This is a genomic window from Pseudarthrobacter polychromogenes, from assembly GCF_014644495.1.
Lineage (GTDB): Bacteria > Actinomycetota > Actinomycetes > Actinomycetales > Micrococcaceae > Arthrobacter > Arthrobacter polychromogenes.
Genome location: NZ_BMKU01000015.1, coordinates 39,100 through 64,342 on the forward strand (window position 1 = coordinate 39,100; position 25,243 = coordinate 64,342).

Here is a 25,243-nt window from a genome sequence, read left to right on the forward strand (position 1 = left end):
TATTACTGTCCGGGCACCTTCTGTTCCGGCGCGGGCACGGAGCCCCCGTGGAGTTCAACGGCAGCCGCCGCCGGTGCTGCTGCTGCTGCAGCCGCGGCAGCAGCAGCGGGATCACCGGCTGCGGAGGCCGCAGCACCCGGCGTTGCCGCGCCGGACGCCGCAGCATCCGCTGCTTCACTACCCTGCGCGGCGGGAGCAGCCGCTTCTGCCGGCTTGCGGCTTTCCAGCGGTTCACCCTTGCTTGCCGGCGGCACCACGATCAGCTGCCCGGCCACGGCGGGGGCGGGGATAACCGCCCCTTCAGCACCGCCCTTAACCGCGGGAGTCGCCTTACCGGTGACAGACAGGGTGGACAGATCGATCTGGCCTTTGACCGTGGAGGCAACCATCCCCAGTTCCGTGGCTTTCGCGGCCAGGTTCTGGGGTGCTTCGAAGTTCTGTACCTGCTGGGTGAGGTCCTGGTTCTGCTTGGTCAGGGTACTCTGCTTGGCCCGAAGCTCCACCAGCTGGTACTGGGAGGTGGATACCGAGATGTTCAGTACCAGCACGGCAATCAGTGCCAGGGCAAGCATGGCGAAGCACAGCACCACGAAGGGTGCCCGGCGCTTGCGGGGTACGGTGCGCACCACAGACAGCGGAGTACGGGCCTTCCGTCCGTCACCGGCGGTACGGGCGGGAAGATTCCTGCCGGCCGCCGAGCCGCCTGAAGCGACGGGAAAGTCCTTGACGGCAGCGGTGCTCATGCAGCTCTCCTGGCTCTGATTCGTTCCGCCGCGCGCAGTCTTGCAGAGGCAGCACGCGGGTTTTCGGCGATTTCGACGGCGGTGGGCACCTCGGTGCCTTTGGTAAGGGTTTTCAGTTCGGCCTTATGTTCTTCCAGCTCCACCGGGAATCCGAGCGGAGCCGAGGATTTGGAACGTGCCTGCAGGACGCCCTTGACGATTTTGTCCTCCAGCGAGTGGTAGGACATGACAACGATCCGCCCACCCATGGCCAGGGAGTCGACGGCGGCCGGAACAGCACGCTCCAGGACGTCGAGTTCTTCGTTGACCTCGATCCGGAGAGCCTGGAAGGTCCGCTTGGCTGGGTGTCCGCCGGATTTCGCTGCGGACGCCGGCACCACCGAGCGGATCTGTTCCACAAGTTCCCCGGTTGTTGCGAAGGGCTTGGTGGCCCGGGCTGCAACAATCCTGTTGGCGATCCGGCCCGCGAACTTTTCCTCGCCCCACTTGCGGATGATCCTGACGAGCTCCTCTTCCGAGTAGGTGTTCACAACGTCCGCCGCCGTCTGGCCGCGGCTGGTGTCCATCCGCATGTCCAGCGGGGCGTCGAAGGAGTAGGCGAAGCCGCGTTCGCGTTCATCAAGCTGGAGGGAGGAGACACCGAGGTCCATCAGGATCCCGTGGACCTCGGAAACGCCAAGGTCAGCCAGGACGTCCTGGATCTCGTCATAGACGGCGTGCACCAGGTCCGTGCGGGCGGCGAACGGGGCCAGCCGCTGGCCGGCAAGTGCCAGGGCTTCCTCATCGCGGTCGATGCCAATGAGGTGCAGGTCGGGAAAACGCTGCAGCATGGCCTCGGAGTGGCCGCCCATGCCCAGGGTTGCGTCAACGGCCACCGGGGTTTCCCCGCGCAGCCTTGCGGCCTCGAATCCAGGTGCCAACAAATTGATGCACCGGTCCCGAAGGACCGGCACATGGCGTTCGGACGTGGGCTTCGGGTGTTCGTTCATGCCTCGTCCTTTCTCGCCGTCGGGTGTTGCCTGTGGTGCTTCTGGGACCAGATCCCCATCCGCGCCTATCGTCCGCCAGCCTGGCTCCGGGGAAGTGAGCCAGGATGGCCAGCCGATGGGCGGCTGGAGATCTCATCCAAGAAACTGCCTGCTGTCCCCCCCCGGTCAGAGAATGCCCGGAATGGGGTCATCAGTCTCGGAGAAGGCCGTCTCCTTCTCCGCGAGGTATTCAGTCCAGGCCTGGGCATCCCAGATCTCGGCGCGGGAGCCGGCGCCGATAACGGCGAGCTCCCTGCCGAGGCCTGCATATTCCCGGAGCGCCGGTGGAATAGTGATGCGCCCCTGCTTGTCAGGTACCTCGTCCGAGGCTCCAGAGAGAAAGACGCGGATGTAGTCCCGCGCCTGTTTTGAGGAGATTGGCGCATCCCGCATTTGCTCGTGGACCCGCGCAAATTCCTTCTCGCTGAAGACGTAGATGCAACGTTCCTGGCCCCTTGTGAGCACCAGCCCGCTGGCAAGTTCCTCACGGAACTTGGCAGGGAGGATAATCCGTCCCTTTTCATCCAGACGCGGCGAGTGAGTGCCAAGAAACACTGGCCCACCGCCTGTCCGATGTCAGGAACTGCACATCCCCTATGTTGCAACTACCCTCTTATGTCCTCCACATTACTCCACTTTCCCCCACAGTCAACGCAAACAGGGCGCCCCGGCCTCCACTTTGTGGGAAAAGGAGGCTGAATTGGCGCGGATTTCGCCGCGGTGGTGGAAAGTGGAGGAGTTTTGCCGCCGGGCGGTTCCCTGGCTCCGGAAAGTGTCACTTCCAAAGGACTGAACGCGGCGGTACGTCCGGCCAGGCCCCGGCAAGGGAGGGACATTTCGCCAGAGGCGTGCCTAAACGCGAAAAGACCCGCCAAAGGCGGGTCTTTTCGCGTTTACCCCACTAGGGGGAGGGAAGTGGAGATGCCGTCATGGGCAGCGCCCGGAGGTTTAGGGTTCTCCCCTGCGCCTTTCGTCCCAGCGCTCCTCGAGAGTGCTCATGAAGGAGTTTTTCTGCTTGCCGGGCTTTCGACTGCCGGCCTTGGATCCCGGCTTCGCGGCCGTACTGCTGCGCATGGTGGCGAAATAGACGCCGCCGCCCATCACTATGAAGCCCAGTACTCCAACAAAGATATTTTGGAGAGTGACGCCCACGAGCAACAGGAAGACGCCAGCCAGGGCGCAGAGGACGCCAATCACCACATGCCTCGTGGACCATGAACGCCCTGGGTCTGACCCCATGGAATTTGCGAACTTCGGGTCGTCCTCGTGAAGCTGCTTCTCCAGCTGCTCAAGCAGCTTCTGTTCGTGCTCCGACAGCGGCATCACGACCTCCTTTTGTAGGCCAACGTCCGGGCTGATCCCAGCCACTACTTCTGCACCGTTAACGGCTGTTGTGCCTAAGAGGTTCCCGCCCTGCCCACAATGGCAAAAAGTCGGTAACCAGGCACGCCGTCGCAGGAGCGGGAGCATGTCCAAGAGGGTCCGGCAGTAAGTCCAGTCACTCAAAAACTATGTATATCTAAGGATAGTTTGTTGGGGGCTGTTCTGAAAGACGGCAATGACTTATCCGGGACCCCCGGCTGCCGGAACCGGCCCGCTATTGAGGGCCGGTTCCCGGCTCCATCAAGCGGGCCGGGAGGACGGATTTGCTGCCGAATTTGCGCGCCACTTCGTCGAGGGCCTGTTCGGCCGCACGCCAGTTCTCGTCCCGCCGGTCGATGCTCAGCTGCAGCGAGGTGCGGGCGGCTTCCTCCAACTGTTCGGCCCGTACGCCCACGAGCCGCACCGCCATGGTCCTGTCCCCCACCGATTCCAGCAGCTGGAGCGCCACTGAATAGATTAGCTGGGCACTGTCCACCGGCGTTTGGACCGTCCGGCTGCGGGTAATGGTGGAGAAATCGGCGAACCGCAGCTTCAGGGCAATTGTCCGGGCCACCATCCCGGAACTCCGAAGGCGCGACGCCGTCCGGTGGGACAGCCGCAGGATTTCACGGTGGAGCAGGGCGTCGTCGCCCGTGTCGACCGCAAAGGTCTCTTCGGCACCGATGCTCTTCTCCAGCCGGACCGGAGTCACCGCCCGGTGGTCAATACCCCACGACAGCTGATGAACGTGCTCACCCGTAGCACCCAGCATCCTCTTAAGGGTGGACACCGGCGTTGCTGCCACGTCAGCAACCGTCCTGATGCCCATCCTTGCCAGGACATCAGCGGTCTTGGCGCCTACGCCCCACAGGGCACCAACCGGCAGGCTGTGGAGGTAGGGCACCGTTTCGTCGGGACCAATCAGAAGCAGTCCGTCAGGCTTGCAGCGGGTTGACGCGATCTTCGCCACGAACTTTGATTCCGCTATCCCTACGGATGCAGTGATGCCCAGCTCCGAAGCTACCTGGCGCCGGATCATCTCTCCGATGCCCCGCGGTGCACCCAGCCGGCGTATGGCGCCTGTGACGTCGAGGAACGCCTCATCGACGCTGAGCGGTTCAACGAGTTCGGTGACTGATCCAAAAATCGCCATCAGCTGGGCTGACACCTCGTAGTAGAGCTTGTGGCGCGGTTCGATGATGACCGCCTGCGGGCACATCCGGGACGCCACGGCCATCGGCATGGCCGATTTCACACCGAACGCACGGGCTTCGTAGGAGGCAGAGAGGACCACGGAACGGTCCGCGGGGAAGCCAACAATGACTGGCTTGCCGCGGAGTTCAGGTCTCGTCCGCAGCTCGACAGAGACGTAAAAGGCATCCATGTCCACGTGCATGATGCACGTGCGCCGACGTCCCGGAATCACCGCTCCGGGTGGCTGGTTCATACCTTCGGGCCCCACGGCTGCAATCCTAGCCGTTTTGTACTGACTAAACTGGAGGCTGAATCCGGCATCAACACCAGGAGGAAAGTCCCTGTGACGGTCTTTGGAAACCTCAAGCCAGCAGGCGCTGCAGTTCTAGCTGCCGGCGCAGCGATGGCACTTGCAGCCTGCAGTCCAAGTCCGTCAGCAAGCCCGGATTCTTCCGCCTCCGCTTCGGCGCCGGCAACTGCCGCGTCCACTGTCACGGCTTCCCCCAGCCCTTCCGCTTCCCCCAATACCTCCGCCACCGTCGGCGCGCTGGTGGACGGCTTCCCGCAACAGCTCCTTCCCCTCATGCCTGGGGCCACAGTGGTATCGAGCAGTTTCGATAAAGCGTCGGCCCCCGCCACCGCCGCACTGGTGGGAACCGTGGCGGCCCCCACCGCCGCAGTCCTCGATTTCTACGCCAAGGCGCTTGAAGGCCAGGGCTTCAAGGCCGTACCCGGCGAAACCGTGGGGGCAGTCGCTTCCAGGGACTTTCTCCGGGGGGACAGCGAGACCGTCAACATCTCGGTAGTTGAAGCAGCTGGAGTTTCCACCTTTACCATCGGCGCCAACGTGCCAGCTGAGTCAGCCAAGTGACCGCGGCCGAGCAGCTCAGGCATGAACAGGCAGACTTCGTGGCGGCGGTGGCCGGCGAACTCACCGGGTTCCTGGCCTCGCGGCAATCAGTCATGTCCGCCATTTCGCCGGACATTGATCCGATCATGGGGTCAATCTCCAACCTGGTGACCGGCGGCAAGCGCCTGCGCGCGTTGATGTGCTACTGGGGCTGGCGGGGTGCCGGTGGAGAACCTGCGGCCCAGCAGGTAGTAACGGCAGGCGCAGCCCTTGAGTTGTTCCAGGCCGCTGCGCTGATCCACGACGACATCATCGACCGGTCTGACACCAGGCGGGGCGGACCAAGCGTCCACCGCCGGTTCAGCGAGCTGCACGGCTCACAGGGCTGGGCGCTGGACAGCGAACGCTTCGGGCAGGCAGCCGCCATTCTGGCGGGAGACCTCTGCCTCTCCTTCAGCGAGGAGGCCTTCACGGATATTGGCGAGCGGGCAGCAGCCGGCAGCAGGGCAAGGCTGATCTTCAACCTCATGCGGGCCGAAGTGATGGCAGGCCAGTACCTGGACATCCTGGAAGAGGTTGCCGGGCCGGCCAGGGACCGCGCCGGCGCCGTCTCGCGCGCCCAGTCCATCATCCGCTTCAAATCTGCCAAGTACTCCACCGAACATCCGCTGGCGCTGGGAGGCGCACTCGCGGGAGCCTCGGATGACCTGCTCCGCGGCTACTCGGCATTTGCGCTGCCACTGGGGGAAGCGTTCCAGCTCCGGGATGACGTGCTCGGTGTCTTCGGCGATCCGCTGACAACCGGCAAGCCGGCGGGCGACGACCTGAGGGAAGGGAAGCGCACTGTGCTGGTTGCCCTGGCCATGGACCAGGCAACGGCTGAAGAGGCGGCCTTCATCGACTCCAGGCTCGGGAGCCCGGACCTCTCGGAGGACGACGTCGACGAGCTCCGGCGGATTATTGAGGAGTCCGGGGCACTGGCGGCCACCGAGGTCCTCATCAATGAATTTGGCGCCGCCGCCTTCGAGGCCCTGGAGGCACTCCCCCTCATGGAGTTGCCCAAGACTGCCCTTCGGCGGCTGGCTGAAGCGACCGTCAGCCGCGCCTCCTAGCGGTTTAAGGCAAGCCAGGCGACGTGCCGGGCCGGGAAACTACCAGGCGAGGGTCTGGGCCCTGCGCCGTATTTCTGTTTTCCGGCCCTCACGCAGGGCGTCGATGGGCCGTCCGCGCAGTGACTCGTCCGGGGTAAAGAGCCATACGATCAGGTCCTCGTCCGAGTACCCTGCGTCAGACAGGACAACGATGGTTCCCTTAAGGCTGTCCACCACCTGGCCGTCCTGGATAAATTCTGCCGGCACCGACCTGATTCTCCGTTCACCGACCCGCAGCGCCGCCAGGGCACGTTCATCCAGCAGGCTGTGAACCTTGGTGATGGAAACATCCAATAAACGGGCGACGTCGGGCAGGGGCAACCATTCGCCCACAAGGTTTTCTACATTGCTCACGGATCAAGGTTGCCACGGCGTGCGCCTTGCCGCCTAGTTGATGCATTCGGCGGAACGCATTGACCCGCGGACACTCCCAAAATTCTTCCTTGCAGCTGTTACCGGAATTCTTGTGCTAATCCACAATCCGTGAGAGATTCTCATTGACCACATTTGTAACAGTATTAACAGCAGTAACAGTAGTATCGGAATCAGCGGCATCCCCGCCCGCGCCCGCAGTTGAGAAGAGGATTTTTTCCATGACGATGTCCCGCTCGCACAAGCAGCCCCCCAAGCCGAGCCTGCCTATGCTCGCCGCGACGACGGCAGCGCTGCCAGCGGTCGTATTGTCATCCTTGGCGCTGGCCCAGCCAGCCGCTGCCGAGCAGCCTGTCCGCGCCATTCCGGGGACGCTTGCAGCAGCCATGAAAGCCCAGGCCGCCACGGCCAGTGCAACGGTTATTCCCGCGGCGTCGGTGTCGACGGCGATCCCCTCCGCCTTTAAGCCGGCACAGCCTTCGGCGCCGGCGGAGTACACGATTGCCCGTGGCGACACCATCAGTGCCATTGCAGGAAAATTCGGACTTAACACTGCTGAGGTCCTGAAGCTGAACAACCTTCAGGCGAACACAATCATCTATCCCGGCCAGAAGATCAAGCTTTCCGGCTCGGCCGCCGCACCTGCAGCGCCCTCCGCCGCGCCCGCCCCGGCCGCACCTGCGGCCGCACCCGCAGGCGGCGCCACGTATACGGTGAAGCCCGGTGACACGCTGGGTGCCATCGCTGCCCGGCACAACGTGGGCCTGGCGGATGTGTTCTCGTGGAACAACCTCAACATGCGCTCCGTTATCTACCCGGGGCAGAAGATCAAGGTCGGGGCCGGTGGTGCGGCTCCCGCGCCCGCCGCCGCTCCTGTCCCGGGCGGGCTGGCCTCGACATCGGCTCCCGCCGCGCCTGCGGCCCCGGCCTCCGGCTCGTACACCGTCAAAGCCGGAGACACGCTCTCTGCGATCGCGTCCCGGCACGGCGTCAAGCTCTCCGAGCTGCTGTCCGCCAACCGCCTGGGCATGACCAGTGTCATCTACCCGGGCAACAAGCTGGCCATCCCCGGCGCCAACGGACAGCCTGCCGCTCCGCAGCCGGCAGCCTCGGTCACGCCCCTGGTCCCAAGCTCATTCCTGGGCTTCAGCTACCCTGCCGCAGTGGTCAGCTCCGCCAACGAGAACAAAGCGTTGCTGAACGCCTCCCCGGTGCCCTCCCGAGCTGAAATGCGGAACATTGTGGCAGATACCGCGCGCAGGATGGGCGTGGAACCCTCCTTGGCCCTCGCCTTCGCGCACCAGGAATCCGGGTTTGACCAGCGGGCAGTTTCCCCCGCCAACGCCATAGGTACCATGCAGGTCATCCCCACCTCCGGCCAGTGGGCTTCGGACCTGGTGGGACGCAAGCTGAACCTGCTGGACCCCTATGACAACGCCACGGCCGGGGTAGCAATCATCCGCCAGCTCCTTGCCACCAGCAAGGACAGGGACACGGCCATCGCCGGCTATTACCAGGGCCAGTATTCTGTCAGCAAGTACGGCATGTACGACGACACCAAAGCCTATGTGGCGGCCATCAAGGCACACCAGAAAAACTTCGGCTGAGCTGCTGCTGCCGCCCGCGCACCGCGGGGACGGGAAAGTTTGAACGGGTCCGGACCGGTAAAGGTTCGGGCCCGTTCCGTTGCGGGGATTAGGATCGTAGGGTGCAGGAACACGTGTCAGACCCTCTTGTAGGAACGCTGGTGGACAACCGGTACGCCGTGCGGTCCAAGCTCGCACGCGGCGGCATGTCCACGGTTTACCTTGCCACGGACCAGCGGCTGGAGCGGGACGTGGCGCTCAAGGTGCTGCACCCCCACCTCTCCGCTGATGACAACTTCCTGGGCAGGCTTGGCCGGGAGGCCAAGGCGGCTGCACGGTTGTCCCATCCACACGTGGTGGGGGTCCTTGACCAGGGGAACGACGGCCCCACGGCGTACCTGGTCATGGAATACATCAAGGGCCACACGCTGCGTGACCTCATTAATGAGAAGGGCGCCCTGCCTCCGCGGCTGGCACTGGCGCTGATCGATCCGGTGGCCGAAGGCCTCGGCGCCGCCCATGCTGCCGGCTTCATCCACCGCGACGTCAAGCCGGAGAATGTTCTGATTTCCGACGACGGCCGGATCAAGATCGGTGATTTCGGCCTGGCCCGCGCCGTCACCACCGCCACCAGCACGGGCGCCCTGATTGGAACAGTCGCTTACCTCTCCCCTGAACTCGTCCTGGGACGGGCGGCTGACGCGCGCAGCGACATCTACTCCCTGGGCATCATGCTGTACGAGATGCTTACCGGACGGCAGCCGTTCGACGGCGAGGTCCCCATCCAGGTGGCGTACCAGCACGTCCACGGGACAGTGGGGCCGCCCTCGGCCCTGGTCCCGGGCCTGGCCGCCGAAGTGGACGAACTCGTGCAGTGGTGCACAGCCAGCGACCCCGAGAACCGGCCGGTGGACGGAAATGCCCTGCTCCAGGAACTGCGGCATATCAGGACCCACCTCACGGATGCTGAACTGGACCTGCGTCCGCCGGCGGCTGCCGCCGGCGGCACCGTGACCGCGCCCCAACAGGTTGCCCCGGTCCGGATTCCTTCCCCGCCCCCGGGGCCTCCGCCATCCCGCGAGCCTGCCGGGTCCAACAACACCGGGCACGTCCAGCATCCCACCGAGGTCATCGGCCGCACCAACAATCCCACCACGGTGATGCCTTACGGACAGACGCCTGGGCCCGCCTATCAGCCCTCGCCGGGCCAATCCCGGGCCGCCATGCAGCCTTCAGGTCCTGCTGCCGGTGCTGCCAGGCGCACCCTGTCACCACCTGACGACGACCAGGCGTGGGCGCCGCCTCCTCCGGTGCTGGGCAAACGCGCCCAGCGCAAGGCCGACAGGGAGGACGAGAAGGCACGGGCGCGTGCCGCCGCCACCCCCGCACGGACGCTCCGGGAAGGGAATCCCCGGCGCCGCGGCGTCCTGTGGGTGATAATCCTTGTGGTGGCTGCCCTCCTGGCAACAGGCGCCGGCTGGTTTTTCGGGATGGGCCCCGGCGCAGCCGCGTCCATCCCTTCCGTCGCCAACAAGACCGTGGCGCAGGCGCAGCAGCTGCTCAGCGACGCCGGCTTCCGGTCCACCACCAGGGACGTGTTCGACGACGACGTGCCTTCCGGCCTGGTGGTGGGCAGCGAGCCCGCCGAGGGCGCGGAAATCCGCAAGTTCCAGCCCGTGGCCCTCTATGTTTCCAAGGGGCCCCAGCTTTTTCCGCTGCCCGTTCTGGCCGGCGGCACCCTTGAGGAAGCCAAGAACGGCCTCAACGCGGCGGACATGGCACTGGGCCCCGTGACGGAGCAGTTCGACGAGCAGGCACCCGCGGGCACGGTCCTGTCGCAGGACCCTGCTGCAGGGACGGATGTCCGCCGCGGTACGCCTGTCAGCCTGGTGGTTTCCAAGGGGCCCGAGCCTATCCCGGTGCCGCTGGTGGTGGGCCAGGACCAGGACGACGCCGTTGATGCCATCACGGCAGCCGGTCTCCGGGCAGATGTGGCCGGCGAGGAAGTCTTCAGCCGGGACATTCCCAAGGGCGCTGTGGTCAGCCAGGCGCCGGCGGAGGGAACGCTTACCCGCGGCGGAACCGTGACCCTGACCATCTCCAAGGGCCCCCGGATGGTGGAAGTCCCCAGTTACATCGGCAAGCAGGCCAAAGAGGCCGAACAGGCACTGCGCCAGCTCGGCTTCGACGTGAAGGTGAACAATATCCTCGGCGGCTTCTTCGGAACCGTCAGGGATCAGGACCCGGTCAACAAAGAGGTTCCGGAGGGATCGGTCATCACCCTGACGGTGGTGTAGCCGGACCTGCCGGCCACACCACTATCGGGTCGTGAGTGTGCGGCGCCTAGTGCTTTGCCAGGGCGCCGGCTACCAGGAAGGCCATCTCGAGGGACTGCATGTGGTTCAGGCGCGGGTCGCAGACCGACTCGTAACGGTCCAGGAATGCGTCCTGGTCCACGGGATCGGCGCCGCCGAGGCACTCTGCGACGTCGTCGCCGGTCATTTCCACGTGCAGGCCGCCGGGAACGGTCCCCAGCGCGTGGTGCACCTCGAAGAAGCCGCGCACTTCGTCAATGACGTCGTCGAAATTGCGGGTCTTGTAGCCGTTGGGGGACGTGACGGTGTTCCCGTGCATGGGGTCCGTGACCCACAGCACCTGAGCGCCGGACGCGGTGACCTTTTCGACGACGGCGGGCAGCTTCTCGCGGATATTGCCGGCCCCCATGCGGGTGATGAACGTCAGCCGGCCGGGCTCGCGCTCCGGATCCAGCTTGTCGATCAGGCGAAGGGCGTCATCGCCGGTGGTGGACGGGCCCAGCTTCACGCCGATGGGGTTCCGCACCCGTGAAAGGAAGTCAACGTGCGCATGGTCCAGTTCGCGGGTCCGCTCGCCGATCCAGAGGAAGTGGGCGGAGGTGTCGTACGGGAATCCGGTGCGTGAATCGATCCGGGTCAGCGCCCGCTCATAGTCCAGCAGCAACGCTTCGTGGCTGGCAAAGAATTCGACGCGCTTCAGGGCCTCGAAGTCGGCGCCGCAGGAGGCCATGAACTGGATGGCGCGGTCGATGTCGCGGGCCAGGGACTCGTAGCGTGCGTGGGCCGGGTTCTCGGTGAAGCCCTTGTTCCACTGGTGCACCGAACGCAGGTCCGCAAACCCTCCCTGCGTGAAGGCGCGGATCAGGTTCAGCGTGGAAGCGGACGTGTGGTAGGCGCGGAGCATCCGGGAGGCATCATGGCCCCGGGACTGTGGAGTGAACTCGTAACCGTTCACGATGTCGCCCCGGTAGGCGGGCAGGGTGACGCCGCCGCGGGTTTCGTCATTGGACGAACGGGGCTTGGCGAACTGCCCGGCCATGCGGCCCATCTTGATGACGGGCATGGCGGCACCGTACGTCAGCACCACGGCCATCTGGAGGATGGTCTTGACCCGGGCGCTGATCTTGTCTGCCGTGGCAGCCTCGAAGGTCTCGGCGCAGTCACCGCCCTGCAGCAGGAAGGCCTTGCCCTGGGCAGCAGCGGCCAGCCGCTCGCGCAGGACATCCACTTCGCCCGCGAAAACCAGCGGGGGAAGGACGGAGAGTTCCTTCACCGAGGCGTCGAACACGTCACGGTCCTGCCAGCTGGGCTGCTGGGAAATGGGGAGGTCCCGCCAGTTATCAAGTCCGGGATAGTCGGCTGCTCCGCTCTGGGCGGTGCTGGACAGCGAAAAGGCGGGTTTTGCAGATAGCTCAGTCACCATCTAAGACTAGCGGTCGCGCAGCTCCCCGGGACACCGCACTGTCACGCTTAGGGCCCGCCGCGTCACAACCCGCTCAGCCCGCGGCAGCACCGCCGTCGTCCGCTTTTCGCGTGTCATCCGAAGGACCGCCCTTGCCGGCGCCGGGAGAGGCCTCACTTACACTGCCGGATTCAGGTGCGGGCGAGGCCAGGGGATCGGCGGCAGCCGCCGGCTCGACCACCTTGCCGGCCAGCCGCAGCTTGACAACTGCGGCGTACTCGTCCACGTATTCCTGCCCGGAGAGACGCATCAGTTCGAACATGATCTGATCGGTGACTTTCCGCTGGATGTCGCGGTCCTCGGCTTGGTCCCGGTAGTGCCTGAAGTCCAGAGGCTCCCCGAAGATCATGCCGATCCTGCGGATGTTCGGCAGCCGCTTTCCAATGGGCTGGACCTTGTCCGTACCGATCATGGCGACAGGGATCACCGGGACCCCGGCCTGCAGCGCAAGCCTGGCTACGCCAACCTTGCCCCTGTAGAGCCTGGAATCCGGGCTCCGCGTGCCCTCAGGGTAGATGCCCAGCAGTCCGCCATGCGTGAGGACCTCCATGCCGGCAGTCAGTGAAGCCGCGGAGGCAGCTCCCCCGGACCGGTCCATGGGCAGCTGGTTGGTCAGGCGGAAAAACAGGGCAGTCAGCCTGCCCTTGATTCCAGTGCCGGTGAAGTACTCCGATTTGGCCAGGAAAACCACCGGACGGCGGACCATCAGCGGCATAAAGATTGAATCGGAAAAGGAGAGGTGGTTGGACGCAATAATCGCCGGGCCTTCAGCCGGAATATTGTCCAGTCCCTTGACCCAGGGGCGGAAAAGGAGCTTCAACACAGGACCGAGGAAGATCCGCTTCATGACCCAATAGAACACGTGAGAAACCTCTCCGGAAGGCGGCCTGCAGGCCCCGCGTCGGGCCTGGCCAGCAGTTCAATGCAACCCTACTCTAGTGAGATTTGTCCGGAACAGTGACACGATGGAGGCATGAGCGAAAGCAGCATCCCGTCCCCTCCTGCCGCTTTCAGCTATCCCGGACACGGGCCCAATGCGCGGATCGGCATCGCCATCTGCCATGGCTTTACGGGAAGCCCCCTCAGTGTCCTGCCGTGGGCCGAGCACCTCGCTTCACAGGGTTACGCCGTGACCGTCCCCCTGTTACCGGGCCATGGGACGGACTGGCGCCACCTGGCCAGGACGCGGTGGACCGACTGGTACCGCAGCTTCGAGGCCGCCTACCTGGAGCTCGCGCGGAACACCGAAACGTGCTTTGTGGCCGGGCTCTCCATGGGCGGGGCCATTGCGCTGCTGACGGCCTCCCGGCACACCGTTGCCGGGGTGTCCGTGGTCAACCCGGGCCTGAGCTTCTACGACCGGCGGGTCCGGGTGATCGGAGTGCTGAAGTACTTCCAGCGGACAACCCTCCCAATAGAGGAGGAACAGGCGACGGCGGCAGCCACGAATGACGGGGATTACTCACGTACTCCCCTGGCAGCGGTGCACGAGCTGAAGAAGCTCTTTGGTGCAGCGGCCCGCGGCCTGCCCAAGGTCACGGCGCCGGTCCAGGTCTTCAAGTCCCGCACCGATGCCGTGGTACCGCCGACGTCCCTGGCGCTGCTCAGGAAAGGCCTCGGCAGCCACCTCACTGAGGTGGTGGACCTCCATAGCAGCGGGCATGTGGCTACGCTGGACGTGGACGCGCCGGAGATCTTTGCGAAATCCAGTGCTTTCTTCCACGCCCTCGCCCGCCAGAACACCGCATTGGAGACTCCATGACCTCCAGCCTGGACCACAGCCCCTTCAGCGCCGGCTGCACCGGCGAGGGTCCCCGCATCGGCGTGGTCCTCTCCCACGGGTTTACCGGCAGCCCGCACGGGCTGCGTGCCTGGGCCCAGGCCCTGGCCGGCGCCGGCTTCGCCGTGCGCATGCCCCTGCTGCCCGGTCACGGCACCAGCTGGCAGGAACTCGCCCGCACGCGGTGGCAGCAGTGGCACGGCGCGCTGGACGACGCGTACCTGGAGCTGGACGCCAGTTGCGATTACGTCTTTTCGGCAGGATTGAGCATGGGTGGAGCGCTTGCCCTGCGGATCGCTGCCACCCGCCCTGTGGCTGGGGTGGTCCTTGTCAACCCGGGGCTGGTCATTGACGATCCGCGCGCGCCCCTCGCCGGCATCCTGAAGCTGGTCATGAAAAGTACGCCGGCCATCGGAAACGACATCCTCAAAGAGGGCATGGACGAGGGCGCCTATTCGCGAACCCCGGTAGCTGCCGCGCATGAGCTCAACAAGCTGTTCAAGGACACCATCAGGATCCTGCCCAGGGTCACCGCTCCGGTCCGGGTCTACCGGTCCACCGTTGACCACGTGGTATCTGACTCCAGCATCCATGCCCTCCGCCGCGGACTGACCCACGCTCCCCTGGATCTGGTTCGTCTTGAAAACAGCTACCACGTGGCCACCCTGGACAACGACGCCGACCAGATTTTCCAGGGCTCCGTGGACTTCATCCGGGCAGTGGTTTCCGGCGGAAACCCGGAACGGCCAGCCGCAAATGCAGCATCGAACCTGGAGGCCACGCCCCATGAACAGGCCTGACCCCGGACCCCAGGACCAGGGCGCGAACCCGGACGACGCCGTCTGGCTGGACCTCGTGGCCCGCCTTGAATCCGGCGCCCCACATACAGGCCCGGGCAGCGCCACCGGCACCGACATCGATCCCGCTGCGGATGCGGCGCCGCGCCAGGATGCTGCAGCACCGGGCGGAAGGCCGCCTGCGTTCCGCGACTTCGACCCGCTGGGCCTTGCGGGCGCAGTCCCCGCGGAGTTGTCCGCAGCGGAACGTCAGGCCTCAGCGGAAACCCCTGGCCCCGGCGTCGAGGCAGGCTTCCCTTCCGGCCCCCGCGACTACGATGTGGACCCGGATGACGGTGAATTCGTCCCGGAGGAACCGCCCAGCCTGGCCGGGACAGATCCGTTGACCATGCTTGCGTGGCTCGCCGCCGTGGGGGGTCCGGTTGCGCTGCTGCTGTCCGTGATGTTCTGGCGCTCCGCCCCGCTCCTGGCCATCGTGGCTATTGTGGCTGCGTTCGTCCTGGGAACCGTCTACCTGATCATGAAGCTTCCACAGGAAAAAGACGAGAACGACGACGGCGCACGGGTTTAGCGCGGCCGGCTTCCCCGGCTGCGCTCCCCCTAATCAACCGCCGGAGGAGCGCGCCGCGTGCCGTCAGCGGCGCGCCCGGCTGCTGACGCGGGACAGGTCCGCGGCCCCGATGAGTCCGGCATTCGGCCCGAGGGCAGCCAGCTGGATGCCGGCGGCCGGCCGGAAACCCCGCCCCGTCAGGTTGCGGGCGAAGGCCTTTCGGGCAGGCTCCACCAGCAGGTCGCCTGCTGAACACAGGCCGCCGCCGATGACGAAAAGCCCCGGATCCAGGGCCGCTGCCAGATTGGCCAGCCCCAGCCCCAGCCACTCCCCTACTTCCTCAAGCAGCTCGCGGCACGCCGGGTCACCGGCAAGTGCCAGCTCCGTGACGATCGCACCCGTGATTGCTTCGGTCCGTCCGCCCACGGCCGCGAGCAGGTCCTGCGCCACCGGAGAGTTTGCGCGCGCCAGGATCCGTGCTTCGCGCCCCAACGCGTTTCCAGAGGCATACTGTTCCCAGCAGCCGCGGTTTCCGCATTCGCACCGGTGACCGCCCGGCATGATGATCTGGTGGCCGAACTCGCCTGCCACGCCGAACCGTCCGCGTTCCACCCTGCCGTCCATCACCATGGCACCGCCAATGCCGGTGCCCAGGGTGATGCAGACCAGGCGGTCTTCCCCCTGGCCGGCTCCAAAACGCCATTCCGCCCAGGCCGCGGCATCGGCGTCGTTGGTCAGGAGCACGGGCCTGCGGAGAAGCTGCTGCAGGTTTGCCCGGAGCGGTTCATTGCGCCAGGCCAGGTGGGGGCTGAAAAGCACCGTGCCGCCGTCGAGGTCCATCCACCCGGCGGCGCCGATGCCCACGGACCAGATCCGGTGCCCCCTGCCCAGTTCCTCCACCAACTCCACGATGACCTGCTCCACGGCCCGGGGGTCGCTGCCGGGGGTCGCGCGGCGCGCTTCGCGGAGGATGCGTCCGTCGGCATCCACGACGCCGGCCGCCACCTTTGTCCCGCCGATGTCGATTCCAATGGCGAGGCCCTTGCGGCCGAGGCGAAGATGCTCACGGAAGCCTCCGCCGTCGTGCCGTGTCCCGGCCCGGCGCGAGGTGGGCCGCGCCCTCCAGGGGGCAGTTCTGCTCAAGGGCCCGGGCTGCTTGCCGGGGGGCGGTGCGTACATAGTTCCCCATTCTAGGTGGGCATATTCCACGGCCGTGCGCGGACAGGCGGAGCTGCTGCCGACATGTCCGCAGGGCAGCGTTGACGGCAAAGTTACCGGCCAGTAACTTTAGATACTGCATGGTCCCGCATGGGCGTACTAGTCTTTAGGCATACCCCTGCGCGGGACCTCGGATATCAAAGGAGCTATAGTGCGCGAATTCAGTGTTCCGCCTCTTGTTGTTGTCCCACCGGAGACCAACATCACCGACCTAGTGCTGCGGCAGGCAGCTAAGGCCAGCAACCCGGCACTCTTTTCGCGGCTTGATGCCTCCGGAGCCTGGCAGGACATTTCCGCCACTGATTTCCTGGCAGACGTCCGGGCGCTTGCAAAAGGACTGATGGCCAGCGGCGTGGGAGCGGGCGACCGCGTGGGCATCATGTCCCGCACCCGGTACGAATGGTCCCTGGTGGACTTTGCCATCTGGTTCGCCGGAGCCGTCTCCGTCCCCATCTACGAAACGTCCTCGCCTTCACAGGTTGCGTGGAACCTCGGTGACTCCGGCGCTGTGGCCGCCTTCGGCGAGGCAGCCCACCATGAGGACACCATCCGCCAGGCCGTGACGGCGGAAGCACTCACCGCACTCCAGCATGTCTGGCAGCTGGAAGGAAACGGTCTCGATGCCCTCCGCGAAGCCGGCCGCGGCGTCAGCGACGACGACCTTGAGGCCCGCAGGAAGACCGCCGGACTGCGCGACACCGCCACCATCATCTACACGTCCGGCACCACAGGCAGGCCCAAGGGCTGCGAACTCACGCATGGCAACTTCGTCGAGCTGTCGGACAACGCGCTGGCCATCATTGGCGAAATCGTCCATGAAAACGCGAAGACCATCATGTTCCTCCCCCTGGCACACGTCTTCGCCCGCTTCATCTCCGTCCTTGCGATGGCTGCCGGCACCACGGTGGCCCATACCCCGGACATCAAGAACCTCCTGGCAGACCTCCAGAGCTACGAGCCCACGTTCATCCTCGCGGTGCCGCGCGTCTTCGAGAAGGTCTACAACTCCGCCCTGACCAAGGCGGAGGACGGCGGAAAGGGAGCGATCTTCCACAAGGCGGCCGACACTGCAATCGCGTACTCCAAGGCTCGGCAGGACGGCCGTATCGGCCTGGGCCTGAAGCTCCGCCACGCCTTGTTCGACAAGCTCGTCTACGGGAAGCTGCGGGCGGCCATGGGCGGGCACGTGGCCCACGCCGTCTCCGGCGGCGGTCCCCTCGGCGAACGCCTGGGCCACTTCTTCCAGGGCATCGGGCTGCAGGTGCTCGAGGGATACGGCCTGACCGAAACCACCGCCCCCATTTCCGTGAACACGCCATCACTGATCAAGATCGGCTCCGTCGGGAAGCCCCTGCCCGGCAACTCGGTCAAGATCGCCGAGGACGGGGAAATCCTTGCCAAGGGCGTCTGCGTTATGCGGGGCTACTACCAGCGGCCGGACCTCACCGACGAAACGTTCGACGACGGGTGGCTGCGCACCGGAGACATCGGCCGCCTGGATGAGGACGGCTTTGTCTGGATCACAGGGCGCAAGAAGGAAATCATTGTCACCGCTGGCGGGAAGAACGTCATTCCCGCCCTGCTGGAAGACCAGATCCGGGCGGATGCGCTCGTCTCGCAGGTGCTGGTGGTGGGAGACAACCGGCCGTTCATCGGTGCGCTGGTCACCTTGGACCAGGAAGCCCTCCCCGGCTGGCTGCAGCGCCACAACCTCCCCGCGGACACCTCCCTTGCGGACGCCGCCAACAACCCCGTGGTCAAGGCCGCCGTCCAGGACCTGATCACGGCAGCCAACACCTCCGTCTCGCAGGCCGAAGCGATCAAGTCGTTCCGCATCGTGCCCGCCGACTTCACCGAGGCATCCGGCCACCTGACACCTTCCATGAAGGTCAAGCGGGCCCAGGTGATGAAGGACTTCGAGACGGTGATCGAGGAGATGTACGCCGCACCGCGTTCCTGATCGCCCGCGGACGAGGCGGTCCCCGATCCTCTGCGTGCTATTCCCCGCGCCCCGCTAAGGCCGCTTCGCGGCGAGCAGGGGCGCGGGGCCCCTTTTACGCACGCTGCCGGACCGCGGTCCGCCACAGCGCCCGCCGTCCAGTCAGGCGGTGGCTTCGGCTTTTAAGACAAGTGAGGGCCCTCCTTAGGGAGGGCCCTCACTTGTCTTAGTTGCCTGCTCCGGCTACTGCTCGACCACCAGCAGGAGGTCTCCGCCCTCCACCTGCTCGACGGCGGAGACGGCGAGGCGGGAAACCTTGCCGGCCACCGGCGTCGTGATTGACGCCTCCATTTTCATTGCCTCGATGGTGGCCACGGTGTCGCCTGCCTTGACCTCATCGCCCTGCTTGACCGTCAGGGTGACGGCCCCGGCGAAGGGTGCCGCAACGTGGCCGGGCTGGCCCGGGTCCGCCTTCTCGGCGGCCTTCACGTTGCTCACGACGGACCGGTCCCGCACCACGACGGGCCGGGACTGGCCGTTGAGGGTGCACATGACGGTGCGCATGCCCTTCTCGTCCGGCTCCGACACCGCTTCCAGTGAGGCGATCAGGCGTACGCCCTTCTCCAGCTGGATTTCGTGCTCCGCGCCGCGCTGCAGGCCGTAAAGGTAGTCGCGCGTGTCCAGCACGGACAGGTTGCCGTAGGTCTCCACGCTCTTGAGGTAGTCCTTGGTGGGACCGTCGAAGAGCAGCCGGTTGAGCGTGTGCTGCCGGGTCTTCGAGTCCGACTTCAAGGCAGCACTGTCATCGGCGCTGAGTTCAACGTCCCGGACCTTCACGCTGCGGCCCTGCAGGGCCTTGGTGCGGAACGGCTCCGGCCATCCGCCCGGAGGATCGCCGAGCTCGCCGGACAGGAAACCGATGACCGAATCGGGAATGTCATAGTTCTGCGGGTTCTCGTTGAAGTCGGCCGGATCCGCGTTCAGGCCCACCAGGTGCAGGGCAAGGTCACCGACAACCTTCGACGAAGGCGTGACCTTGACCAGGCGGCCAAGGATACGGTCGGCGGCGGTGTACATGTCCTCAATGGCCTCGAACCGTTCGCCCAGGCCCAGAGCCATGGCCTGCTGGCGGAGGTTGGACAGCTGACCACCCGGAATCTCGTGCTGGTACACGCGGCCGGTGGGGCCCGGCAGGCCGGATTCGAAGGGCGCGTAGACCCGGCGGACCGCTTCCCAGTACGGCTCGAGGGAGCTCACCGCGGCCAGGCTCAGGCCGGTGTCGCGGGGGGTGTGGGCCAGTGCCGCAACCAGTGCCGAGGCCGACGGCTGGCTGGTGGTTCCGGCCAGCGATGCCGAGGCGACGTCCACGGCATCTACACCGGCGTCCACGGCAGCGAGGAGGGTGGCCAGCTGGCCGCCCGCGGTGTCGTGGGTGTGCAGGTGGACCGGCAGGTCGAACCGTTCCCGGAGGGCCGCAACGAGCTTAGCGGCCGCGGCGGGACGGAGCAGGCCTGCCATGTCCTTGATCGCCAGGATGTGGGCTCCTGCATCCACAATCTTCTGTGCCAGCTCCAGGTAGTAGTCCAGCGTGTAGAGCTTTTCTTCCGGGTCCAGCATGTCCGCCGTGTAGCACAGGGCCACTTCGGCGACGGCGGTGCCGGTTGCCCGGACTGCCCGGATGGCAGGAGCCATCTGGCTGACATCATTCAGGGCGTCGAAGATCCGGAAGATGTCGATGCCGGTTGCCGCGGCCTCGTTGACGAAGGCCTCGGTGACCTCCTCGGGGTAGGGCGTGTAGCCCACGGTGTTGCGGCCGCGGAGGAGCATCTGCAGGCACACGTTCGGGAGCGCCTGGCGAAGGGCGGCGAGCCGGTCCCAGGGATCTTCGCCCAGGAACCTGAGGGCCACGTCGTAGGTGGCGCCGCCCCAGGCCTCAACGGACAGCAGCTCCGGCAGCAGTGCCGTGACCGCGGGGCCGGCCGCCACCAGGTCGCGGGTGCGCACCCGGGTGGCCAGCAGCGACTGGTGTGCGTCACGGAAGGTGGTGTCCGTGACGGCGACCGGGTTCTGTTCGCGCAGCGCCTTGGCAAAACCCTCGGGTCCCAGTTCAAGCAGCTTCTGGCGGGAGCCGGGTGCAGCCTGCTTGTCCTTGACCGACGGCAGTTTGCTGGCCGGGTTGGAGTGGACAGTCAGTTCGCCGTTGGGCTTGTTGACGGTTACTTCGGCCAGCCAGGTGAGGAGCTTGGTGCCGCGGTCGGCGGAGACGCGGGCCTTGAGCAGCTGCGGGCGCTCGTCAATGAAGGAGGTGGCGACGTCGCCTGCGATGAAATCGGCGTCGTCAAGCACTGCCTGCAGGAACGAGATGTTCGTAGAGACGCCGCGGATGCGGAACTCCGCCAGCGCACGGCGGGCACGGGCGACGGCGGACGGGTAGTCCCTGCCCCGGCAGGTCAGCTTCACCAGCATGGAATCGAAGTGCGGGCTGATCTCGGCACCCGAGTACACCGTGCCGCCGTCGAGCCGTACTCCTGCACCGCCGGCGGAGCGGTAACCGGTGATCTTTCCGACGTCGGGACGGAAGCCGTTTGCGGGGTCCTCCGTGGTGATGCGGCTCTGCAGCGCCGCGCCCTTGAGGTGCACCGTCTCCTGCGAGAGGCCCAGGTCCGCCAGCGTCTCGCCGGAGGCGATGCGCATCTGTGCCTGGACCAGGTCGACGTCGGTCACTTCCTCCGTGACCGTGTGCTCCACCTGGATGCGGGGGTTCATTTCGATGAAGACGTGCTGGCCGGCGCGCTCACCGACGGTGTCCACCAGGAACTCCACGGTGCCGGCGTTGACGTAGTTCAGTGCCTTGGCGAACTTGACGGCATCCCGGTAGAGCGCCTGGCGGATGCCTTCGTCCAGGTTGGGGGCCGGCGCGATTTCGATGACCTTCTGGTGGCGGCGCTGGATGGAGCAGTCGCGCTCGAAGAGGTGCATAACGTTCCCCTCGGCATCGGCCAGGATCTGCACCTCGATGTGGCGCGGGCGGAGGACGGCCTGCTCCAGGAACATGGTGGGATCGCCGAACGCCGCATCGGCCTCGCGCATTGCGGACTGCAGGGCCTCCGGGAGGGCTTCCCGGGTATCCACCCTGCGCATGCCGCGGCCACCGCCGCCGGCGACGGCCTTGGCGAAGATGGGGAATCCGATGTCGTCGGCAGCCGCAATGAGTTCGTCCAGGTCCTTGGACGGCGCGCTGGACTTCAGGACCGGCACGCCGGCGTCGCGGGCAGCCTTCAGTGCTGCCACCTTGTTGCCCGCCAGTTCCAGGACCTCTGCGGGCGGCCCAACGAACGTGATGCCGGCAGCCTTGGCTGCCCTGGCGAGGTCCGGGTTCTCGGAAAGGAAGCCGTAGCCCGGGTAGATTGCGTCCGCTCCGGATTCCTTGGCTACCCGCACTACTTCGTCAACATCCAGGTATGCCCGGACGGGGTGGCCCTCTTCGCCAATCAGGTAGGCCTCGTCCGCTTTTTGGCGGTGGATCGAGTTCCTGTCCTCATGGGGGAATACGGCAACGGTCTTGGCGCCCAGCTCGTAGCCGGCGCGGAAGGCCCTGATCGCGATTTCGCCGCGGTTGGCCACCAGAACTTTGGAAAACATACTTCTCCTGCATCATTGCGGGTGGATCGGTGAGTGGTCACAGTGTCTAGGACCTACAAGGACAAACACAAATCTTTGTGGCCACCATCACAGATTTCCCCGTCATGTCCCGAACCCTTTTGCCGCCGCGGGCGGAAACCGCCCCGCAGCACAATCGGTGCCATGCCGACGCCCAATAAAGCAGGATTCGCCGACGCATCAACATATGATGAGTAGGGCGGCAGGACCGTCCGGCTTCGGCACTGCCGGAGCAAACATTACCCCCAACACGGCATCCGGCGTTAGGTTTTGGTCTCTCAAGTGCAAGTAGTCAGCATCAGCAGCCTCAAGGGTGGAGTCGGCAAGACTTCCGTCACCACAGGATTGGCGTCTGCGGCGCTGGCCGCAGGCATCAACACGCTGGTGGTGGACCTTGATCCCCATGCAGATGCCACTACTGCGTTGGGCGTACAGCCCGGCGACCAGCTGGATATCGGCCGCATGCTCAAGAGCCCCCGCCGTGCCAACCTGGCCGAAAACGTGGTCCGCAGCAGCTGGACGGCGCGCGCCCAGGCCAACGGCTCCGGCCCGGCAGTACTCGACGTCGCCGTCGGATCCGCCTACACGGGCATCTACGACCGTCCGGACCTGCGCCGCCGGGACCTCCGCAGGCTGTCCTCGGTGCTGGCCACCGGCGGCGATTACCAGCTTGTCCTGGTGGACTGCCCGCCGTCCCTCAACGGCCTGACCCGGATGGCGTGGACTGCCAGCGACAAGGTGGCGCTGGTAGCCGAGCCCGGCCTGTTCTCGGTGGCGGGTACCGAGCGGACCATGCGGGCCATCCAGCTTTTCCGGCAGGAGTTCGCCCCCAACCTCTCCCCCGCAGGCATCGTGGCAAACCGGGTGCGGTCAGGGTCCTCCGAACACACCTACCGGCTCGCTGAAATGGAATCCATGTTCGGCGACCTCCTCCTGAGCCCCCGGATCCCCGAGCAGGCCAACTGGCAGCAGATCCAGGGCGCCGCCCACCCCGTGCACCATTGGCCCGGCGACTCCGCAAAGTCTGCCGCGGCACTCTTCGATGACCTGCTGGCAAACGTGATGGCAGTGGGAAGCGGCCTGCGAAGCCGCGCCCGGTAGGGCACCGAGCCGCCAAATCCGGTTAAACGGATAAGGGGCCGTCCTCCAACCGGAGGACGGCCCCTTATCTGTTAAGCCTCAGCTGATTTTGCGTGCTGCGCGGCGCTTGCTCAGTTCGTCGTCCGGAAAGGACTGCTCGGCGGCGTGCTCACTGGGAAGTGATGCCAGGCTGCCTTCCACTTCACGCCACACCCGGCCCACGGCGATCCCGAAGACGCCCTGCCCGCCCTGCACAAGATCGATGACTTCATCGGCGGAGGTGCACTCGTAGACGCTCGCGCCGTCGCTCATCAGCGTGATCTGGGCAAGGTCCTCGACGCCGCGTTCCCGCAGGTGCTCCACGGCGCTGCGGATCTGCTGCAGGGAAACCCCCGTGTCCAGGAGGCGCTTGACCACTTTGAGGACAAGGATGTCGCGGAAGCCGTAGAGGCGCTGGGATCCTGACCCGGCAGCACCGCGGACCGCAGGCTCCACCAGGCCGGTGCGGGCCCAATAGTCGAGCTGGCGGTAGGTGATCCCGGCAGCCTTGCAGGCCGTGGGGCCCCGGTAACCGGCGTCCTCGTCCAGTACAGGAAGGTCCTCGGTAAACAGGAGGCCCTGGGCACCGCTCGCGGGCACAGCAACACCAGCCGTGGGCTGCTTCAGCCCGCCTGCTTCGCCTTTGGGACTCACCTGGATCCTCCTTGTCATGCGCTCCCGGGTAACTACTGCAGCAGCGGTGCATGAAGACCATGCATGTAATTTTCGCGGGGCGCACTTTCCAGTGTGACTTGCGAGGCTGCCGTAAGCAATGGGAACTTGATACTTCGACGTTAGGCCCGGCGGCCTGCAAGGTCAAAGACCCTGAGGGGTTTCACGAGGCGTGTCGAAAGATTCATCTTCAACTTTAACCTTAACGTGACTTTAGCCGTCGAAATCCTCGGGTTCCACATCGTCCAGGAACTCGCGGAACCGGCGCAGTTCACGCTCTTCGTCAACGGTGGGGCCGGGCTCGGTGTCCTCGCCCTCGTCGTGCTCTGTGATGCGCACGCCGGCCTCATCCATGACCGAGTCGGCGCACCAGATCCGGCACTTCGCGCGCAGGGCAACTGCAAGCGCGTCCGAGGCCCGCGAGCTCACCGTGGTGCCGTTCTCGAACTGGAGCTGGCCGTAGAAGATGTTGTCCTCCACTGCCACGATGTTGACGCTGACCACCGAATGCCCCAGCGCTTCCACCACGTCCACCAGGAGATCATGGGTCATGGGACGGGGCGGAACGACGCCCTGCTGGGCCAGAGCGATGGCGCTGGCTTCGGGAGTACCGATCCAGATGGGAACGTGCCGCTCACCGTGCATCTCCCGAAGCAGGACCAGCGGCTGGTTGGAAGGCAGTTCGATGCGAACGCCTACAATCTCGACTTCAATCATCAGATGTCCATGCGTGAGATATGGTCCTGCACCAGAGCCCGGTGCAGGGTGAGGCAGAGGTCGCTGATTTCGCGGGCGGCCTCGGCCGCGCGCGCCTGGGACGCGGCGTCCTTGCGTGACGCCAGCGGCGCCACGGCGCGTTCCACCAGGCCGAACTCCCGCTCGGCAGCCGCCTGGAAGGGGCGCAGGTGGCGGGGTTCAAGGCCGTGGCTTTCCAGCTGGACACAGGCCCGGGCCACCTGGAGGGCGTGCTCGTCGAATTGCCCGTTGGTGTGGCTGATCAGGCCGAAGCTCAGGAGGGACTGCAGCAGCGGCACGCTGGCGCCGGACTCAGTGCGGAGCTGTTCCTCGGTGAGCTTGCGCCCTCGGCTCTGCAGTTCCGCCGCCAGTTCGTCGGAGACGATACGGGGGGAAACAACGACGCCGGGCGGCAGGTTCTCCGGGCGTTCGCCCCTGTCGATCGCGTCAAGGTAGTCCTTGATGACCTTCAGGGGAAGGTACTGGTCCCGCTGCAGGGCCAGCACGAAGCGCAGCCGCTCGACGTCGCCATCGGAGTACTGCCGGTACCCGGCAGGCGTCCTGCGGGGGTTGATCAGCCCCTTTTCCTCCAGGAACCTGATTTTGGACGCAGTCATGCCGGGGAAGTCCTCGCTGAGCTGCGCGAGGACTTCCCCGATGTTGAGGACCTGGGGTCCCCGGCGTTCCGGTTGTGCCATTGCCACAGGCAG

General features: G+C 65.7%; 22 protein-coding genes. 9 read left to right on the forward strand and 13 right to left on the reverse strand.

Annotated elements, in window-relative coordinates; translation table 11 throughout:
- Positions 1-2: 2 nt before the first annotated feature.
- The 5 genes from IEX43_RS18075 to dinB all read right to left on the reverse strand — a co-directional run bounded on the left by IEX43_RS18075 (position 3) and on the right by dinB (position 4,580).
- Positions 3-743, reverse strand: coding sequence for a hypothetical protein (locus tag IEX43_RS18075; protein ID WP_188813255.1), 741 nt, complete (start codon positions 741-743; stop codon positions 3-5).
- Positions 740-1,732: a 16S rRNA (cytosine(1402)-N(4))-methyltransferase RsmH gene (rsmH, locus tag IEX43_RS18080; RefSeq protein ID WP_188813257.1), complete on the reverse strand. Its 993-nt coding sequence runs from the start codon at positions 1,730-1,732 to the stop codon at positions 740-742. Before rsmH ends, IEX43_RS18075 begins: the two co-directional genes overlap by 4 nt.
- Positions 1,733-1,897: 165 nt before the next feature.
- Complete coding sequence (mraZ, locus tag IEX43_RS18085; RefSeq protein ID WP_104188709.1) at positions 1,898-2,326, reverse strand: division/cell wall cluster transcriptional repressor MraZ; 429 nt, start codon at positions 2,324-2,326, stop codon at positions 1,898-1,900.
- 393 nt (positions 2,327-2,719) lie between these two features.
- A complete protein-coding gene (locus IEX43_RS18090) occupies positions 2,720-3,094 on the reverse strand; it encodes a DUF3040 domain-containing protein (protein WP_188813259.1) in 375 nt (124 codons plus the stop codon).
- Positions 3,095-3,368: 274 nt separating this feature from the next.
- Complete coding sequence (gene dinB, locus IEX43_RS18095) at positions 3,369-4,580, reverse strand: DNA polymerase IV (protein WP_188813349.1); 1,212 nt, start codon at positions 4,578-4,580, stop codon at positions 3,369-3,371.
- 90 nt (positions 4,581-4,670) lie between these two features.
- Here dinB and IEX43_RS18100 point away from each other — a divergent pair, with 90 nt between their 5' ends.
- Together IEX43_RS18100 and IEX43_RS18105 are read left to right on the forward strand one after the other, a co-directional pair.
- A complete protein-coding gene (locus tag IEX43_RS18100) occupies positions 4,671-5,198 on the forward strand; it encodes a hypothetical protein (protein ID WP_188813261.1) in 528 nt (175 codons plus the stop codon).
- Positions 5,195-6,289, forward strand: a complete 1,095-nt coding sequence (locus IEX43_RS18105; protein ID WP_188813262.1) for a polyprenyl synthetase family protein — start codon at positions 5,195-5,197, stop codon at positions 6,287-6,289. Before IEX43_RS18100 ends, IEX43_RS18105 begins: the two co-directional genes overlap by 4 nt.
- A 39-nt stretch (positions 6,290-6,328) precedes the next feature.
- Here IEX43_RS18105 and IEX43_RS18110 read toward each other — a convergent pair whose 3' ends face one another.
- Positions 6,329-6,682, reverse strand: a complete 354-nt coding sequence (locus tag IEX43_RS18110) for an Rv2175c family DNA-binding protein (protein WP_188813264.1) — start codon at positions 6,680-6,682, stop codon at positions 6,329-6,331.
- Positions 6,683-6,921: 239 nt separating this feature from the next.
- Between IEX43_RS18110 and IEX43_RS18115 the strand changes: the two genes are divergently transcribed.
- Both IEX43_RS18115 and IEX43_RS18120 read left to right on the forward strand, forming a co-directional pair.
- A complete protein-coding gene (locus IEX43_RS18115) occupies positions 6,922-8,307 on the forward strand; it encodes a lytic transglycosylase domain-containing protein (RefSeq protein WP_188813272.1) in 1,386 nt (461 codons plus the stop codon).
- 101 nt (positions 8,308-8,408) lie between these two features.
- Positions 8,409-10,583, forward strand: coding sequence for a Stk1 family PASTA domain-containing Ser/Thr kinase (locus IEX43_RS18120; protein WP_188813274.1), 2,175 nt, complete (start codon positions 8,409-8,411; stop codon positions 10,581-10,583).
- Positions 10,584-10,629: 46 nt separating this feature from the next.
- Here the strand turns inward: IEX43_RS18120 and IEX43_RS18125 are convergent, their stop codons facing one another.
- Both IEX43_RS18125 and IEX43_RS18130 read right to left on the reverse strand, forming a co-directional pair.
- Positions 10,630-12,024, reverse strand: a complete 1,395-nt coding sequence (locus IEX43_RS18125) for a class II 3-deoxy-7-phosphoheptulonate synthase (protein WP_188813275.1) — start codon at positions 12,022-12,024, stop codon at positions 10,630-10,632.
- A 73-nt stretch (positions 12,025-12,097) separates the two neighbouring features.
- Positions 12,098-12,925, reverse strand: a complete 828-nt coding sequence (locus IEX43_RS18130) for a lysophospholipid acyltransferase family protein (protein ID WP_188813277.1) — start codon at positions 12,923-12,925, stop codon at positions 12,098-12,100.
- A 111-nt stretch (positions 12,926-13,036) separates the two neighbouring features.
- On the opposite strand from IEX43_RS18130, the gene IEX43_RS18135 reads away from it, so the two are divergent.
- From IEX43_RS18135 to IEX43_RS18145, 3 genes are read left to right on the forward strand one after another with little or no spacing between them, the layout of a single operon-like run.
- Positions 13,037-13,825 (forward strand): alpha/beta hydrolase, encoded by a 789-nt coding sequence (locus IEX43_RS18135; RefSeq protein ID WP_188813279.1) that lies wholly within the window; start codon positions 13,037-13,039, stop codon positions 13,823-13,825.
- Entirely contained in the window at positions 13,822-14,643 is an 822-nt protein-coding gene (locus IEX43_RS18140; RefSeq protein ID WP_188813280.1) for an alpha/beta hydrolase, read from the forward strand. Before IEX43_RS18135 ends, IEX43_RS18140 begins: the two co-directional genes overlap by 4 nt.
- Positions 14,630-15,211: a hypothetical protein gene (locus IEX43_RS18145; protein ID WP_188813282.1), complete on the forward strand. Its 582-nt coding sequence runs from the start codon at positions 14,630-14,632 to the stop codon at positions 15,209-15,211. Before IEX43_RS18140 ends, IEX43_RS18145 begins: the two co-directional genes overlap by 14 nt.
- Positions 15,212-15,274: 63 nt before the next feature.
- Here the strand turns inward: IEX43_RS18145 and IEX43_RS18150 are convergent, their stop codons facing one another.
- Entirely contained in the window at positions 15,275-16,369 is a 1,095-nt protein-coding gene (locus tag IEX43_RS18150) for an ROK family glucokinase (RefSeq protein ID WP_104188737.1), read from the reverse strand.
- Positions 16,370-16,559: 190 nt separating this feature from the next.
- Between IEX43_RS18150 and IEX43_RS18155 the strand changes: the two genes are divergently transcribed.
- On the forward strand, positions 16,560-18,368 hold the full coding sequence (locus tag IEX43_RS18155) for an AMP-dependent synthetase/ligase (RefSeq protein WP_188813284.1): 1,809 nt from the start codon (positions 16,560-16,562) through the stop codon (positions 18,366-18,368).
- A gap of 222 nt (positions 18,369-18,590) precedes the next feature.
- On the opposite strand, the gene IEX43_RS18160 is transcribed toward IEX43_RS18155, so the two are convergent.
- The gene (locus tag IEX43_RS18160) at positions 18,591-21,989 is read right to left on the reverse strand and encodes a pyruvate carboxylase (RefSeq protein WP_188813286.1); all 3,399 of its coding nucleotides are present in this window, start codon (positions 21,987-21,989) and stop codon (positions 18,591-18,593) included.
- Between the two features lie 300 nt (positions 21,990-22,289).
- Between IEX43_RS18160 and IEX43_RS18165 the strand changes: the two genes are divergently transcribed.
- Positions 22,290-23,108 carry a ParA family protein gene (locus IEX43_RS18165; protein ID WP_188813287.1) on the forward strand — a complete coding sequence of 273 codons (819 nt, stop codon included), beginning with the start codon at positions 22,290-22,292 and terminating at the stop codon, positions 23,106-23,108.
- A 78-nt stretch (positions 23,109-23,186) separates the two neighbouring features.
- On the opposite strand, the gene IEX43_RS18170 is transcribed toward IEX43_RS18165, so the two are convergent.
- The 3 genes from IEX43_RS18170 to ftsR all read right to left on the reverse strand — a co-directional run bounded on the left by IEX43_RS18170 (position 23,187) and on the right by ftsR (position 25,231).
- Positions 23,187-23,780, reverse strand: coding sequence for a MerR family transcriptional regulator (locus tag IEX43_RS18170; RefSeq protein WP_066275050.1), 594 nt, complete (start codon positions 23,778-23,780; stop codon positions 23,187-23,189).
- Between the two features lie 231 nt (positions 23,781-24,011).
- A complete protein-coding gene (locus IEX43_RS18175) occupies positions 24,012-24,515 on the reverse strand; it encodes a bifunctional nuclease family protein (RefSeq protein WP_009358600.1) in 504 nt (167 codons plus the stop codon).
- Positions 24,515-25,231: a transcriptional regulator FtsR gene (gene ftsR, locus IEX43_RS18180; protein WP_188813289.1), complete on the reverse strand. Its 717-nt coding sequence runs from the start codon at positions 25,229-25,231 to the stop codon at positions 24,515-24,517. The genes IEX43_RS18175 and ftsR overlap by 1 nt, the downstream gene beginning before the upstream one ends.
- Positions 25,232-25,243 lie beyond the last annotated feature (12 nt).

Bases quoted from the DNA above. Each gene is read 5' to 3' on its own strand.
- IEX43_RS18075 (WP_188813255.1), bottom strand. From the start codon at position 743: ATGAGCACCGCTGCCGTCAAGGACTTTCCCGTCGCTTCAGGCGGCTCG.
- rsmH (WP_188813257.1), bottom strand. From the start codon at position 1,732: ATGAACGAACACCCGAAGCCCACGTCCGAACGCCATGTGCCGGTCCTT.
- IEX43_RS18090 (WP_188813259.1), bottom strand. From the start codon at position 3,094: ATGCCGCTGTCGGAGCACGAACAGAAGCTGCTTGAGCAGCTGGAGAAG.
- dinB (WP_188813349.1), bottom strand. From the start codon at position 4,580: ATGAACCAGCCACCCGGAGCGGTGATTCCGGGACGTCGGCGCACGTGC.
- IEX43_RS18115 (WP_188813272.1), top strand. From the start codon at position 6,922: ATGACGATGTCCCGCTCGCACAAGCAGCCCCCCAAGCCGAGCCTGCCT.
- IEX43_RS18125 (WP_188813275.1), bottom strand. From the start codon at position 12,024: ATGGTGACTGAGCTATCTGCAAAACCCGCCTTTTCGCTGTCCAGCACC.
- IEX43_RS18135 (WP_188813279.1), top strand. From the start codon at position 13,037: ATGAGCGAAAGCAGCATCCCGTCCCCTCCTGCCGCTTTCAGCTATCCC.
- IEX43_RS18140 (WP_188813280.1), top strand. From the start codon at position 13,822: ATGACCTCCAGCCTGGACCACAGCCCCTTCAGCGCCGGCTGCACCGGC.
- IEX43_RS18145 (WP_188813282.1), top strand. From the start codon at position 14,630: ATGAACAGGCCTGACCCCGGACCCCAGGACCAGGGCGCGAACCCGGAC.
- IEX43_RS18150 (WP_104188737.1), bottom strand. From the start codon at position 16,369: ATGTACGCACCGCCCCCCGGCAAGCAGCCCGGGCCCTTGAGCAGAACT.
- IEX43_RS18160 (WP_188813286.1), bottom strand. From the start codon at position 21,989: ATGTTTTCCAAAGTTCTGGTGGCCAACCGCGGCGAAATCGCGATCAGG.
- IEX43_RS18175 (WP_009358600.1), bottom strand. From the start codon at position 24,515: ATGATTGAAGTCGAGATTGTAGGCGTTCGCATCGAACTGCCTTCCAAC.
- ftsR (WP_188813289.1), bottom strand. From the start codon at position 25,231: ATGGCACAACCGGAACGCCGGGGACCCCAGGTCCTCAACATCGGGGAA.